Source organism: Vibrio sp. KUL80, from assembly GCF_059725495.1.
The window spans coordinates 392,468-407,952 of sequence record NZ_AP045842.1 but is presented as its reverse complement, the minus strand read 5'-3'; the positions used below and the strand labels follow the sequence as shown (position 1 = coordinate 407,952).

Genomic DNA, 15,485 nt, shown 5'->3' with positions numbered 1-15,485 from the left:
TTTAGCAACGCCTAGACTGCTCCATAGAGGTATCTCATTAACAAGGAGTAGCTATGAAATCTTTGGGGGTTGGGCTAGCTTTGCTGACAAGTACGTCGGTATTGGCAAGCGAGCTGGTTATTAATCAGTTGGGTTTCGTGCCACAGGCTGACAAAAAAGTGTTCTGGGTCGATTATGTCGGCGATGTAAAAGCGCCAGAATCGGTAGAACTTATTTCTGTGAGTGACCCTCGAAAACCAGTCAGTTACTCGTTCTCATACAATAGCCTTCTTCCCGACGGCCAATCTACCATGGTGGCGGATTTCTCTTCGCTCAATGAACCAGGTTGGTACTATTTTCAAAGTGGTGAAACTAAATCGCCACCTTTTGAAATCAAACCTAGTGTCTATCAAGATTTGCACCAAGCCCTTGTTCACGCTTTATTTCTACAACGCTCTGGTCAAGCGGTGTACTCAGCGCAAACTGGCATGGCGAGACCGCCTAGTCATATGGAAGATGGGGTCATCTTTCGTAGCGATGAGTTTAACAAAGAGGGGACAAAACTCGACGGTGCGGGCGGTTGGTATGATGCAGGAGACTTTGGGAAATACATCGCAACGGCGACTATCACGATCGCTCGGATGCTAGAAGCCTACCGGCAAGCACCGGATTTGTATCCGATTCAAGAGCCCAACAAGATGCCAATAATACTGAGTGAAGCGCTTTATGGCATTGAATGGATGGAAAAAATGCAGCGACAAGATGGTGCTGTTTATCGAAAGCTTTCTGGCGCTGCGTGGCCTGCGAAAATTCCACCTTGGCTAGATAATCAGGTGCGTTACGTTTATGGTGTTAGCACATCGGATACCGCTAAGTTTGCCGCGACGATGGCGTTTGCCACTAGAACCTACAAGCAATTTGACGAGTCACTCTCTGAACGTTTTTTACAGGCGGCAAACTTGGCTTGGGCGTATCTGGAATCACAGCCCGAGCAGTATATAGATTGGCAAAAGGAAGACGATACGGGTTCGGGGCCTTACATCCTTAATCAGTATGATAAAGAAGAATCGCTCGCAACCGACCTAGACGACAGGCTATGGGCTGCTGCTGAGCTCTATGTCACCACTCGAGATGAAAAGTATCTAGATTTTGCACAGCAGGCTTATGATGACCTTGTCGGACAGAGTATCGATATGCTCGATTTCTTTGAATGGAAAAATCCTGCCGTTATGGGTGTTTGGCATCTCATGTTGACTATAGATTCGCCTTTTATAGACACCATGAAAAGTGACCTACATGCGGTGGCAAATCGTTATGCGAAACTGGCTGAGCCTTCGCCATTTTTTGTTGCTAACCAACGCTTTGTATGGGGTTCTAACAAAGTGGTGGCTGAGGTCGGTATTTTACTCGCGTGGAGTGACTTAGTGTCTGGTCGTAAGCAGCATCGCTGGCTAGTGCAGGCGCAACTCGATTACTTACTAGGAGCCAACGCGTTTAACATGAGTTATGTCACTCACTTTGGAACCTATGCAGTTCGTAATCTTCATCACCTGTATCGCATCGGGACAGGCGTCAGTCTCCCAGGTTTTCTAGTGGGAGGCCCCAACATTAAAGCACAAGCAAATGTCGCACCAAAAAATATGGGAATGCAAAGTTATGTGGATGATGAGAAGTCATATGCGGTGAATGAGTTTGCTATTGACTACAATGCGGCATTGATAGGCTTGTTGGCGGTACATAGCAGCTATTTTGAATAACACTGAGAAAAAGACCGATGCTTACAAACAAAAACGCTCACTTTTTTAGTGAGCGTTTTTCACGTGTTCTCAGATTAGATTACTGCATAGCGCAGTTGATATCGCCGAGCGCCGTACAAATTTCTTTCTCGCGCTTCGCGTCTTCTTCCATCTTAGTACCAATTTCTTGGTTGTTACGATATTCGTTTGATGGGGCACAGCCCGCTAGCACAGCTGCCAACGCTAAGCCCATTACCACTGGTACTTTCGAACTCATCGTGAACTCCTTGTTAATTTTTTCATAAATTTAACACTGAACTCGCGCCGAAACTAGAGATTTATCTTATGTTTGGGCGCGATCGATGATTTCTTTACCAGTTGTAATGCAGGCGGATACTATTCTGTTAGTGATTGACCGTTGCTTGAAATGACACCTTGGTACCAGTAGAAGCTCTTCTTGCGTCTTCGCTCTAACGTGCCCGTGCCATCGTCATGACGATCGACGTAGATAAAGCCATAGCGTTTGCTCATTTCGGCAGTGGAGTTGGCAACTAGGTCAATCGGCCCCCAGCTTGTAAAACCCATAAGCTCGACACCATCTGCAACGGCTTCTCTCGCTTGAACTAAGTGATCGTTCAAATAAGCGATACGGTAGTCATCTTGGATATCTCCGTTTGCATCAAGCTCATCTCGCGCACCTAAACCGTTTTCAACAATAAACAGTGGTTTTTGGTAGCGGTCATACAAGAAGTTAAGCAGAACGCGCAGACCTTTGGGGTCGATCAGCCAGCCCCACTGACTTTTCTCTAAGTAAGGGTTTGGTACGCTATCAACAATGTTCCCCACTTCTTTTTGCTTTGGATCGGCACTCGCACAGCCACTAGCATAATAACTGAACGAAATGAAATCGACAGAGGCGTTCGCAATGGTCTCCAGATCACCGTCTTCCATAGCTAGTTCAATACCGTTCTCTCGGAAATAACGCAGCATGTAGCCCGGGTATTTACCGCGAGTTTGGACATCACCAAAGAACAACCACTTGTTGTTTTCATGCATGGCAGCAATGACATCATCTGGGTTGCAAGTGTATGGGTAGTTCAGCGCACCCAACAGCATATTACCGATCTTTCCATCTGGGATAATACGCTTACACGCTTGTACTGCTTTCGCATTTGCCACCAATTGATGGTGGATTGCTTGGTAGATCTCTTGCTCTGTCGCGTCTTCTTGCAGACCAACACCCGTGAATGGGGCATGCAAAGACATGTTGATCTCGTTAAAGGTTAGCCAAAGTTTGACCTTGTTTTTGTAACGCTCAAACACAGTTGTCACGTAGCGCTCAAACAGATCAATCAACCGACGATCGCCCCAGCCGCCATAATTCTCGACCAGCGCGTAAGGCATTTCGTAATGCGATAGTGTTACAAATGGCGTCATATTGTATTTTGCCAGTTCGTCGAAAATGCGGTCATAGTAGGCGAGACCTGCTTCGTTTGGTTCTGCATCATCACCATTCGGGAAGATGCGCGTCCATGCTATGGATAGTCTCAGACAGTTAAAGCCCATCTCATCAAACAGAGCAATGTCTTCTGGGTAGCGATTGTAGAAGTCGATCGCGATATCTTTGATGCCCGGAGTTCGCTCGTCACGCGTTTGGTGTGGGCTTAGAATACCCGAAGGCAACATATCGGACGTCGAGAGTCCTTTACCATCAAGGGTATATGAGCCTTCAACTTGGTTTGCGGCAATAGCGCCACCCCAAAGAAAATTGTCTGGAAACTGAGTCATAGAAACCTCTGGATTGATGAGATTGGTGGGCGCGCTCAGCGTATACGCGCTTGTTCAATATAGACTTAGTATCTGACTTAAATGGGAAGATAAAAAGAGTTTGGTTTTAATGATAAATTTCCCTAATAGTGAAATTTGTGAATATTATTAGGCTTTGTGACGTTGAATGGCTAATATAAGGAAGTTAACAATTCATATTCTTCCTTAAATTGTAAACGTATGAAAGACGAGCGAGCGCTGCAATACTACGAGAGACTGTTGAGTCTTGGTTCTAAAAATCTAGATGCTGAACCTTCAGTTTCGAACAATGAATACCACCTGCCTTTGGCTGATGTCGCCGAGGTTTTGTTTACCACAGCAAGGCATGCGAGAACTGTTCTGCAAGCTCTTCAGCAGCGAGGTTGGTTAACTTGGAACCCAAAAGTTGGCAGAAACCAGCGTTCGCACCTCACGTTGCATTTTGATGCTAAAACCCTGCGTCAGCAGTTGGGTAAAGAGCTGATTGAACATGGGCAATATGAGTCTGCTTTTTCACTGTTGCATGGCGATCAACAACAGTTTTCGCAATTACTACAACAAACTTCCGGAACCATGGTCCGAGAAGGGCAGCTTCATATTCAGCTTACCTACCAACGTGCTTTCCAGACTATCTTGCCACATAAGCCACTCAGAAATAGCGAGCGGTTTTTGGTTCGCCAGATCTATTCGTGTCTGACGGCGTGCGATCATGAAGGAAACGTATCACCACAGCTAGCCCATCATTGGACGGTGAACGAAAATCATACCCAGTGGCGCTTTTATATAAGACCGAGACTGGAGTTTCACTCAGGCCTATCGCTTACCCCAGAAGTCGTCGCAGAGCTGTTCTTTAAACTCAAATCACTACCGGAGTATGACTCCGAACTGGCTCATTTGAAGGCGGTAAATTTCGGGCATCAAACCGTCACTTTCGAGCTAGATAGTCCGGATTGCAGCTTTGATGCTTTAGTGTCGGATTTACGCTATTCGATTCAGCCTCCAAAGCAACTGGAGGGTTTAGTGGGGCAAGCCGTGGATGGATGCGGTGCATTTCGAGTCATAGAGCATTCGGATGAACGCCTGCGGTTAGAAGCGAACGATAGATTCTTCGATCTTCCAGCACTAACCGATACCGTGACAATTTGGCAGCTTGATAAAACGCCAAATGAACGGATTGAACTTGAACACTCACAGGCAGAGAGTGTTTTTGCGAAACTCGAGAATCTGAACGCTCAAGCTCACACCCAAACTCGTATCGAGAATGGATGTCTTTATTTACTCTTGAATGCCAATGAGTCTTCATACTCGCTGAGCAACTTGCAAAGAGCCTACCTTTGTAGTGTTCTCTCCCCGTATTCGATATTAGAGAACCCAGACCTCAACCCATTCTCAAGAGCCTCTATTCCCGCTCACAATATCTTGCCAAGCTGGACCAAGATCAAACGACGTGTCGCGGAAAGAGTCGCGCTCCCAGAGACACTGAGCATAGCCGTGTATGACCACCAAGTGATACTAGACTGCGCGAATGGCATCAAAGCACAGCTAGCCTTGTTGCGAGTAGAGTGTCAAATCAATGTGTATACGCTCGAGGCTCTGCACAGTAAAGCGAATGAAGGAAAGCTCAAAGAAGACATAACCATCGCGAGCTTTATTGTTGATGACAACCTTCCAGTATCTGTCTATCGCTGGATGTGTTCGGATGCCGTTCTGAGACAAGGACTCGATGCACCCTGTTTAGAATGGTTAGATACGCAACTTAATGACATCAGAGAGCAACATAGCGCAGAGTCCTACCTCAAAGAGCTAGAGTCTGTTGCGACGAATCTATTGATAGAAAACAGACTTCTGCCTTTGTTCCACCATAGACAAACTCTGCGATGGGGCAGTGTGCTGCAAGGTGTAAAAATTACCGATTGGTCATGGCCTGATTTTAGAAGCGTTTGGACGGAAGAAGAGTCGCGTTAATCATTAACGCGACCGTTATACTAGATAGTTTCGGGTTATAGCAGTTATTTGAGAGGATCCCCTTCCGGAAGTGCACTATGCAACCAAAGCGCAAGACGCTTCTTGATATTCTGCCCATCGACTTTATCTTCTGGCAGTGGGACGATTTGGCGCACTTCCACTAAGAACAGATACAGAGCTCTAGCTTTCATAGACTGACTTGCCGAAGGGTCGTGTATTGGGTAGCCCTGCATTGCCGCCATTTTACAACCCACTTCAAGTGCTTTTTTGAACAACTTGTCTTCGTTTTCTAATTTTGCTGTCTTTGACATACATTGCCTAGATTGATTTATGGGTGAATCTAAACCCTAGCAGTAAAGTTCTGACTACGCTGTTAACTCATTCTATTTTTGATAGAAATGACGTTACCGTTTGTAAAAATTCGACGTGTATCGAGAAGAGAGAAGCAATAGAAATAAGCCCCGCAATTGCGAGGCTAGTTAGGCTTATTGACCTTTAATCTGATCTTTAATGGTCTTCTTCAAGTTCTGCATGAAGTCTTTGAAGTGTGGGAAGAAGTCCGCAAACAAAGGCTGCTTTCTGTCTTGCATCATTAAAGGACCAAGCAGGCGAATGCTTAAACCTAATCGAGTAGCGGATTGGTCATCGAGACCACTGCCTTGCTGCATTTTTTCGATGACATTGAACATGTCTTCGCGATCCTCGAACTCGAAAGTCAGCGTTTGTGGTTCACGCTCTGCTTTGGTGCTGACTTCTTCAATAGTAATGCGGTATTGGTTGTGTTTGCTGATAAGTGATTTCATGTGGTTCTCCAAAAATTAGTAACTGGTTAGCTTTTAAGAAACTTTTCAATCTTAGGTTTTATGGTCAGTGACATAACGATCATGATCGTTAGGCCAACTGGGAGCGCGGCGATAAAGCCGTTGAACCATCCAGTGGTAAAATCTGAAGCATCAGAAAATCCAATTGTGTTGGCGGCGGTCACGAAAGCCAAAAGTGACTCCATAACAACAGCCATGAATAAGCCAACCACCAAGTTGCGAACGTGCTCGCTTTTCTCAGGCATTAGCTTGCCGATAAGTTTGGTCATCAGCGTTATCAATCCCATACCCACGGGCATCATCACCAATGCGGCTAGGGCAAATGAAGATAACCATTGACGAACGAATGACTCACCAAATCCGACGTTCATATAGGTCATCACTGCGGTCAGTGATCCTCCAACTAGGCTCATCATGCTCACCATAACGAGCACTTTTAGAAGGAGAGGTGTTTTCTTGTTGGTCTCTAGAGAGGCGTGTGACTCTAATGGACTAAGTGTTACTTGTGTCGTCATTTCGATTCTCCAGTCTTGAAATAGCGTTCAATTAAGTTGATAATGTCAACTATAAATTCGATGGTTGATAATGTCAACTACATTTTTAAGGGATCGATCATGTCTGAAAACACCTCTTTGGAATCTGTCTTTCGTTTAGTTCACTCTTTAAAGCGTCAAATGACCGAACAAATCGAGCAGCTCGACTATGATATTGCGCCTATGCACATGCGAGTAATGAAGATCATCACTAAGACGGCACCGTGCACGTCTATTGACATCGCACATTACCTTGATCGAGATAAAGCTCAGGTTACAAGGCTGATAAATGCGCTTATTTCTCAAGATTTGCTGGTTAAAGCTGCGAACCCTGCTGACAAGCGCAGCCACTTTTTGGAGCTTACTGAATCGGGGCAGAAAGTGATGACGAGTCTGGCGGATATTGACCGCCGAGTTTTCGAGATTATGTCTGACGGGATAAAACAGGATGAATTGGTTGATTTCACGAAAACTGCTGAGAAGATGGCGAGAAACCTTGAACAAGGAAAGGCTTAACAACTGAGTACCGCATTCTCATTTTGAGAAAATTTGTCGTGATTTGACTCTATGCTTGAGGCGCAAATTGTGTCTCACTTGTTGGAATAGCCTATTTTGATTGACTATGGAGCGGCAGCTGCCTTGCGCAGTATAGGCCGCTCTACAATACTTTCTCTCGCAAATTGAGACGCAAAATGACATTTTGCCAGCTCAACGAGAAAGGACACCCGAATGAAACACATTGTGCCACTTGCCGTATTTTTCGCCTCTTTACCTCTCATCGCTGCCCAATACCCCTCCGCTAATACCGCTATCGTTCTTCCCGGTCTTCATGAAAATGGGGTGGGCTTGTCGGGCTCTGCAGTATCTTCGCAAGATGTGATTGATTGGGAAATAAACCACAGTGATCTTGTGTTCGGTTCTTATGCTGACACTGCGGATAACCAGCGAACGCAAGCCGTGGGTTACATGTACAACCAAAAGCTAGAGATGAATTCCAATTGGCTTGAACATGAACTTAGAGAGAAAGCGGAACAGCAAGGTATAGACTTCGAAGACCTGTTTTTGCACTTTGCTGAGGATACCGTGCTTGCCGAGGTGGATACAACGCACGGTGAGAATACCATCCTCAATCGTAAACCTATGATAGTCGGCTATACCGCCAACGAGGATCACGCGGGCTTTTGGCTTTATCAAGCTCCCCCTTGGGACGCCGATGTTTTTGAGAACTTTGCGTCTGGCGGTGCGTTGTATGTCTATCATTCTGAACCGTTCGATCGCCTAGTGTTGAAGTTTTCCAAATATGCTCAAGGCGGGGAGTTTTGGGTCGAGTATCCGAGCTCGGTTGATACTGATGGTAAGGCGTTAACATGGGAACGTTTTACTATCACCAAAGACAAAACCTTGAACATGACAAAAAATCAGAATGTGATATGGAGCGTTCCAACGGATTGGGTGAGGGCAACGACACACGATGGCTCTGGCGTAAGCTATGGCGGCGGTCAGTACTTTGGTTCTACGTATCTGCGTGATGGTGGCAAATTATACGTCGCGCGTATTCGTTGGAGCGGGAGTGACCCTGAACATCGCCCGCGTGTAAAAGAGGTGAAGCTCAAAAATAGCTTCCAAACAGTTAAGTTGACTGATGCCCCTTCGGAAACCACCGACGGAAAAACGATAGAGCGCTGGCGTAAGGTTCGTGGGTTTGATGCGTCAGCGGATCTTGATGGTGACAATTACCTTTCGTGGTCTGAGTACAAAAACCGAAGTAATAAGCAGGCCACTGCACGCTTTCGTTGGGAATCTCGAGTCATTCCATTTGGTCGAATGTGGAATCAAAACTCATCTTGGGCGCTGACTAATCTAGCCAACCCGAATTACCTTGCCTTGATGAGCGACTACTATGCATCAACCTGGTCAGAACAAGGACTGAATGGTGCGTATAACGACGACACAAATAAGCTCCTTGGTCCGAATCAATTTCATGTTTACAGCGGTGGCCGGGTGGCAGAACTTGACGTCGTGGCAGGTTCTGAAGCGGCGGATCAGCTATATCAGACTCAGTTCGCCAAGTTCCTGCAAGAACTCTCTGTGCGCCAAAGTAATTCGCTGATAAGTGTTAACGTTGGTACTGCTAACTTATTAGGAAGAAATGGACAACAGGCATTGACCGAAGCTGCGTCACTGTATCTGCGTGAGCACTATATCTTCCCTTCAACGGGGTTTAGTGGCTACGCTGGGATTGCAAAATACTGGGATAACTCCGTATTTGCGAGGGACGGACGCAGTGTCATCCTTCAAGCGAGTACCCGATATGGACGCGTCCAATATTTTGGTAACTCACAGGATAATTGGCAGCAAGACCAATATGCAGCATTGGCGATCTACTACTTAAATAGCCACCCAGAACTTAGCTTTTTTAATCAATGGAACAACGGCTATGTCTACGGAAGTGACAATACATCAGTGGACAATTTCTGGCAGGCTGGTGTGCCTAAGAACATGGCGTATCAACCAAGTGCGTTATTGGCTGTGGATCTAGGTCAGCCGGCTCAGCAGATCCCAGAAGGATACGAGCCAATTCCTTTGATGCTCTCCACTGAAACTCCTTATCCAGCCGATTACACTGTTGTCGGAGACGCTTCTCAAACCTCTGTAGTACACGCAGACCTTCCAGAAGGGATAAGCCATCTCTTGCCAACCTACACCTACTTTCTGTATCAATCAGGGAGCACTGTAGTGACTGGTGGACCTGAAGATATGGTCCTTGCCAGAGAGTACACTAAAGGCAAGGTGCTGTATCGAACCGACTTCTTTGGTAAGAGTCGTGACTTTTATCAATCAGAGCCTGTGACTGTCTATTTGGACACTCCGATGAGAGTGGTAGGTGCTGATGGTCAAGTAGGCGACTATGTTGAAGAAGTCACTATTGGCGGTTATCAAGGGCTGTTTCTCCTTTACTAGCGTAAAGTGTCCAGAGAGGTCTATTCCATAAAAGGGAACTGGAACTAGTGGAGTTGCGTAGTTAGTTGTGTAACTAGTGCGGATTTAGTCACTGTTTCGAACAGATAACTCGCGGCAACTTGGAAAGAGACTATTCTTGATAGTATAAAAACTCTAAAAAACAAAGGAGAAAGACATGGATTGTTGCTCACTTGCCATCTCAATTGACATTAACGGAAGTAAAATAGTGCTTGCGTGGGGGCCGAACAAAACCACGCAGCAATGTATCGATGAATACCACGCTATCAGCGCTGACCTCAATGCAAAGACCTACCTGTTAACATTAAAAGACCACAAAGATGCCTCGTTAGAAAAGCCAATCAGCAGCGAAAAGGCGAGTACTTTGATGGCTGAGTGGCATGACATTCAAAGCGGTCTGAATCAAGACCTAGATATCCATTGGTAACAAGTAAGTGCATCCTTTCAAATTTTTGTTATAGAGTGTGCATAGGTATATGTATTTATTTGGAAAGGTTGCATGTTCACACTAAAGGTAGATAGGGACTTATCGCTGGCGTTGGTACAGCCGAGTTTTGCCGCTCGGTATCATGAGATTGTTACCCATGAACGTGACTATCTTTCTCAGTGGCTAGCATGGCCGCCACACGCAGAAGATGAAGCGTTTTTCCTGAGCTTTATAAGACAATCTTTACATGACTATGCTGATGGAAAATCCATGACCTGCGCGATGATTTATCAAGATGAGGTTGTCGGAAATATCAGTTTCAACACCATAGACTCGTCATTAAAAAGAGTCGAGATAGGCTATTGGCTAAGCCAGTCTATGCAAGGGCGCGGCATAGCCACGCGAGCCGTCTCAAAACTCGTCGAAATAGCTTTCTTAGAGCTAAAAATGGAGAAGGTTCAGATCTCGGCGGCAAGTGAGAATAAACCAAGCCGAGCGGTGTGCGAGAGACTTGGTTTTACTCTTGAAGGTATTATTACATGTGCCGAAAACTTAAATGGTCGAGTCGTTGACCATGCTATCTATGGACTGTCACATCAAGCATGGTTCGAGGGTAGAGTTAGCTCGCCAAGTGTTTAAACTGCAGGTCGACGAGCCTGCGATATAGCTCGCACGTCTGTAGCAGTTCTCGGTGATTGCCCTTATCGACTAAGCGACCCTGGTCAAGTACTGCAATTTGGTCGGCATGCTGAATGGTGGATAAGCGGTGTGCGATGATGATGGTTGTGCGACCTTGCATTAGCTCGTCCAGTGCCTGTTGGACGTGATGTTCGCTTTCGCTATCTAGGGCGCTGGTGGCTTCATCAAGTAATAAGATCTTTGGATCTTTTAGAATGGCTCTAGCGATGGCAATACGTTGACGTTGTCCGCCAGAGAGTCGCACTCCTCGCTCTCCCAAGAAGCTGCCATAATCGTCAGGTAAGTTCATAATAAAATCGTGCGCATGCGCTTTTTTGGCGGCTTCAATCACCTCTTCATCAGTGGCGGTTGGGTTGCCATATCGAATGTTGTGGAACACATCATTACTGAACAGTGCAGGCTGCTGCGGAACCAATGCCATCTGTTTGCGAAGCTCAAGCGGATCGAAACGTTTGATATCAACTCCGCCAAGCGTGACTTGTCCGCTTTCTGGGTCGTAGAATCGTTGCATCAGTTCAAACAAGGTTGTTTTACCTGCTCCAGATGGCCCCACAAGCGCGAGCACTTTCCCTTCTTCGGCAACAAGATCAAGCGATTCAACAGCCGCTTGTGTCGGTCTAGAAGGGTAATGGAAGACAACTTGATTGAAGGCGACTTCTGGGCGCAATGTATCAGGGGAGAGTATCTCTTCCGTTGGAGCCGTAATGTGACTTTCTACCTGCAAGATCTCAATTAATCGCTCGGTTGCGCCGGCTGCTCGTTGTAGCTCTCCCAAGACTTCAGAAATAGTAGCGAGAGAAGAGGCAACCATAATAGCGTAAAACACAAATGCCCCCAGATCGCCGGCTGACATAACGCCATTGATAACGTCACTGCCACCTACCCACAACATGCCCGCTATCGCGCTAAAGACGATCACAATGACACCAGAGATAAGGATTGCGCGCTGCTTTACTCGTCGTCGACCTATCTCATAAGCGCGTTCTACTTCAGTGGCGAATGAAGCGCGCTCTTGCGCTTCAAAGCTGTAGCTTTGTACCGTCTTAATATGCTCAATGGCTTCTCCCGCATAGCTTCCCACATCTGCCATTGAGTCTTGGCTTTGTCTTGAAAGTGCCCGAACTCGTCTGCCATAAAACAAAATAGGAACTAAAATGAATGGCACGGAGGCAAGAACAATGAGCGTCAGTTTGATATTGGTCGCAAATAGCATGACGATGGCACCTACGCACATCAACGCGCTACGCATCGCCATGGAAAAAGACGAGCCGATGATGCTTTGCAGTAGCGTCGTGTCTGTGGTGATACGAGACATGATGTCACCGCTGCCGTTGGTTTCAAAGTAGCTTGGGTGGAGCGTAATAATGTGGTCAAACACGGCTTGACGAATGTCGGCACTCACGCGCTCGCCAACTGATGAGACTAAGTAGAAGCGGAAAAAGGTGCCAATCGAAATACATAATGTGATGACCAGAATAAACTGGATAGCGTTTTCAAGGTCGGACAGAGATTGCTGCGTGAATCCTTGGTCTATTAGGATTCGAACACCGTGACCGACAGAGAGCGTTAACCCTGCGGTAACGATCAAAGCGATGAGCGCTGCAAACACCTTCATACGATAGGGGCGAATAAAGGCGAGTAGTTCAATCAAGATCCCCAAGTTTTTGCGTTGTTGTTTTGTCTCGGAGGGAGTCTGCATGTTTTGCCCTTTAAGATTCGCTATCTGTGATGGATGTCAAAAGAGAAATGACAATAGGAAAAGCATCCGCACATAACTTGGGACGCTAGTTATCTAAAGTACTGTAAAGTATAGAGTATACCTAATGTAAATAGGAAATAGATATGCACCACTCACTGCCATACTTTGAAGATTGGCCGCGCATTGACTCTGCGATTAAGCAAGACCCCTTGATAGAGACTGATGTGGCTAGACTGGTTTCTCTGATGACAATTGAAGAGAAGCTAGGTCAAATGATTCAGCCAGATCTTCGAGGTGTCACGCCCGAATTGGCAAAGCAGTACAAACTCGGCTCCATATTGAACGGAGGAGGCGCGTGGCCAAATGAGAACAAGCGGGCAAGTGCGCGTGAGTGGGTGTCGCTTGCTGACGAACTTTGGCACGCGGTAGAGGAAGCATACCGCGACCGTCCATTCAGAATTCCTTTTATGTGGGCGACGGATGCCGTCCATGGACACAACAATGTCTTCTCGGCGACCGTCTTTCCGCACAATATTGGCTTGGGAGCCGCTCGGGATCCTGAACTGATTGAGAAAATAGGCGTCATTACGGCCAAAGAGGTCGCGGTAACTGGGCTAGATTGGACATTTGCTCCTACGGTTGCCGTCCCAAGAAATCTAAGATGGGGTAGAGTCTATGAAGGTTACTCAGAAGACCCAGAGATTACCTACTTGTATGCATCAAAAATGGTGAAAGGTCTGCAAGGGTCAGCAGAAGAACTCAAAGGCGACCAGCGTGTTATTTCTAACGTCAAACATTGGGTTGGAGATGGCGGAACGCTCGAAGGGGAAGATAGGGGAAGAAATCACTATGATGAGTCTTCGCTTCGCAATATTCATGCAATGGGCTACTTCAGTGGATTAGAAGCTGGTGCTCAAGTGGTGATGTCTTCTTTCAATTCTTGGGTCAATCTTGCTAACTACGATCACTCTCCACAAGACGGCGAGGCCTATAATCACAAAATCCATGGCAGTCGCTATCTCATTGATGACGTCCTCAAAAGAAAAATGGGATTCGATGGCTTTGTCGTCACAGATTGGCATGGTCACGCTGAAGTCAGCAAGTGTTCTGATGGCGACGCGACATACGCTATTAATGCGGGTAACGACGTTATGATGGTGCCTGTCTATGAACACTGGATAGCGGTATACGAAAAGGCGTTAGCGGATATTAAATCTGGCGTCATACCCATGAGTCGTGTTGATGATGCGGTGACGCGTATCCTCAGGGTGAAGATGCGTGCAGGACTTTGGGATAAGCCTTGTCCGTCAAAGCGCGCGCTCGCGGGTAAGCAAAACATACTGGGAGCTCCAGAGCATAGATCTGTCGCGCGTGAGGCCGTTCGTAAATCTTTGGTATTGTTAAAAAATGAAGGGCAAATCCTGCCGTTGCACCCTGTTCAACGCGTGATTCTTACAGGAAGCGGAGCGGATGATATTCAAAAGCAATCGGGTGGTTGGAACCTAACGTGGCAGGGCGATGAGAACAGCTTAGATGACTTTCCTGGTGCGACGACGGTTAAAATGGCATTGATCGAAGAACTTGGGCGTGACAATGTCACTTATAGTCCGTCATTAGATGTACCGCTTTCAAAACAAGATGTCGCTATCGTAGTCATAGGTGAAGACCCATACGCCGAGATGATGGGAGATATCAAGTCATGGCAGAGCTTAGAGTTTGCCAAGCTGAAGCGCAGCTATCGTAAAGATGCAGAGAAGATCCGTCTGCTTCACCAACACGGAGTGCGCGTGATTACGATTTTATTCAGCGGTCGTCCTCTTTACTTCAATGAGGAGATAGCAAAATCAGACGCCTTCGTTGCTGCGTGGTTACCAGGCAGTGAAGGCGCGGGGATTACTGATGTGTTGATTGCCGACGGCGCGGGCAACCCAAGATTTGATTTTCAAGGGACGCTATCTTACAGCTGGCCAAATACCAAATTAGGCGCGATGGTCAGTCGCCAACCTATACATATCCCGGGTTATGACGTTCCTGAGTTTGAACAGTGTCCGAACGGTGAGCATCGACCTCTGTTTGAATACGGTTACGGGCTCAATTACTCTGATAAACTTCAAACACGGGATCTCACTAACATTCCTCTAGATATCACTCATGAGCCAGCGGGACCTGCAGACGTGAATACCGAGCATTTGTATGGGGTGAGGGCGTCGATTGGTGACTATCAAATGAAAGTACAAGATGGTGACCATTTAGAGGGGGAAAATGTATCACGTAATAATGCCCTTCAACTTAGCGCAATCTCTACCAAGCCCTATAACTACCAACAGCAGCAAGATGCCGTTCGCGTGAACTTTCAGGGTGGAGATGCGGCACTAACAATGGCAACTGGTGATCAAGAGCCTGAAAACTTTGCTCAGTTCTATGAGTCAGGCAGTATCGCGTTTGATGCAAAAGTCATTTCACCGTGTAGTGAGCCAGTCTATCTCTTCATTGAGAGTCAAAGTAATAAGGTTAGTAGTCAGTTTACCAAGTTAGACATAACCGAACAGCTTCACGCCAATGACGAGTTTAAAACCGTGGTGATTCCCGTGACTTCGGTTACTTCTAATTCGGCAGCGTTAACACAAGTTCAAATCCCTTTTGGCATCAAGACCACAGGGACGCTTGATGTTGTGATCGCGAACATACGCTGGCAACGTGAATAAGTTGTCGTTTGGTAATGACGTTGGACAACAAAGTTTGAAACTCATTTTTGGACAGAAATGTGTCAGTGATTTTGCTAAATTAGCATTTGACGGATAATCTGAAGTATTGCAAAGCCTCTTATCGATTGGCCATAAC

13 protein-coding genes are annotated in these 15,485 nt (G+C 46.4%); 7 read left to right on the top strand and 6 right to left on the bottom strand.

The genetic code is table 11. From position 1 onward, the window contains the following. The first annotated feature begins 53 nt into the window (after positions 1–53). Positions 54–1,736, top strand: a complete 1,683-nt coding sequence (locus AC6I8U_RS18475; protein ID WP_498019223.1) for a glycoside hydrolase family 9 protein — start codon at positions 54–56, stop codon at positions 1,734–1,736. Positions 1,737–1,815: 79 nt separating this feature from the next. Here the strand turns inward: AC6I8U_RS18475 and AC6I8U_RS18470 are convergent, their stop codons facing one another. Then, complete coding sequence (locus AC6I8U_RS18470) at positions 1,816–1,992, bottom strand: hypothetical protein (protein ID WP_498019222.1); 177 nt, start codon at positions 1,990–1,992, stop codon at positions 1,816–1,818. A gap of 119 nt (positions 1,993–2,111) precedes the next feature. Continuing rightward, a complete protein-coding gene (locus AC6I8U_RS18465) occupies positions 2,112–3,503 on the bottom strand; it encodes a glycoside hydrolase family 1 protein (RefSeq protein WP_498019221.1) in 1,392 nt (463 codons plus the stop codon). Positions 3,504–3,722: 219 nt separating this feature from the next. Between AC6I8U_RS18465 and AC6I8U_RS18460 the strand changes: the two genes are divergently transcribed. After that, complete coding sequence (locus AC6I8U_RS18460) at positions 3,723–5,486, top strand: SgrR family transcriptional regulator (RefSeq protein WP_498019220.1); 1,764 nt, start codon at positions 3,723–3,725, stop codon at positions 5,484–5,486. A gap of 44 nt (positions 5,487–5,530) precedes the next feature. On the opposite strand, the gene AC6I8U_RS18455 is transcribed toward AC6I8U_RS18460, so the two are convergent. The 3 genes from AC6I8U_RS18455 to AC6I8U_RS18445 all read right to left on the bottom strand — a co-directional run bounded on the left by AC6I8U_RS18455 (position 5,531) and on the right by AC6I8U_RS18445 (position 6,822). After that, complete coding sequence (locus AC6I8U_RS18455; protein ID WP_498019219.1) at positions 5,531–5,797, bottom strand: DUF5062 family protein; 267 nt, start codon at positions 5,795–5,797, stop codon at positions 5,531–5,533. 174 nt (positions 5,798–5,971) lie between these two features. After that, positions 5,972–6,289, bottom strand: a complete 318-nt coding sequence (locus tag AC6I8U_RS18450; RefSeq protein WP_498019218.1) for a DUF3861 domain-containing protein — start codon at positions 6,287–6,289, stop codon at positions 5,972–5,974. 26 nt (positions 6,290–6,315) lie between these two features. Next, positions 6,316–6,822, bottom strand: a complete 507-nt coding sequence (locus AC6I8U_RS18445) for a DUF2798 domain-containing protein (RefSeq protein WP_498019217.1) — start codon at positions 6,820–6,822, stop codon at positions 6,316–6,318. Positions 6,823–6,921: 99 nt separating this feature from the next. On the opposite strand from AC6I8U_RS18445, the gene AC6I8U_RS18440 reads away from it, so the two are divergent. The 4 genes from AC6I8U_RS18440 to AC6I8U_RS18425 all read left to right on the top strand — a co-directional run bounded on the left by AC6I8U_RS18440 (position 6,922) and on the right by AC6I8U_RS18425 (position 10,885). Then, the gene (locus tag AC6I8U_RS18440) at positions 6,922–7,356 is read left to right on the top strand and encodes a MarR family winged helix-turn-helix transcriptional regulator (RefSeq protein WP_498019216.1); all 435 of its coding nucleotides are present in this window, start codon (positions 6,922–6,924) and stop codon (positions 7,354–7,356) included. Between the two features lie 213 nt (positions 7,357–7,569). Then, the gene (locus tag AC6I8U_RS18435) at positions 7,570–9,801 is read left to right on the top strand and encodes a hypothetical protein (protein WP_498019215.1); all 2,232 of its coding nucleotides are present in this window, start codon (positions 7,570–7,572) and stop codon (positions 9,799–9,801) included. Positions 9,802–9,976: 175 nt separating this feature from the next. Then, entirely contained in the window at positions 9,977–10,246 is a 270-nt protein-coding gene (locus tag AC6I8U_RS18430) for a hypothetical protein (protein ID WP_498019214.1), read from the top strand. A 72-nt stretch (positions 10,247–10,318) separates the two neighbouring features. Then, complete coding sequence (locus tag AC6I8U_RS18425; RefSeq protein WP_498019213.1) at positions 10,319–10,885, top strand: GNAT family N-acetyltransferase; 567 nt, start codon at positions 10,319–10,321, stop codon at positions 10,883–10,885. Here AC6I8U_RS18425 and AC6I8U_RS18420 read toward each other — a convergent pair. Next, on the bottom strand, positions 10,866–12,644 hold the full coding sequence (locus AC6I8U_RS18420) for an ABC transporter ATP-binding protein/permease (protein ID WP_498019212.1): 1,779 nt from the start codon (positions 12,642–12,644) through the stop codon (positions 10,866–10,868). The two genes, AC6I8U_RS18425 and AC6I8U_RS18420, sit on opposite strands and share 20 nt — an antisense overlap. 143 nt (positions 12,645–12,787) lie before the next feature. Here AC6I8U_RS18420 and AC6I8U_RS18415 point away from each other — a divergent pair, with 143 nt between their 5' ends. Continuing rightward, complete coding sequence (locus AC6I8U_RS18415) at positions 12,788–15,349, top strand: glycoside hydrolase family 3 protein (protein WP_498019211.1); 2,562 nt, start codon at positions 12,788–12,790, stop codon at positions 15,347–15,349. Positions 15,350–15,485 lie beyond the last annotated feature (136 nt).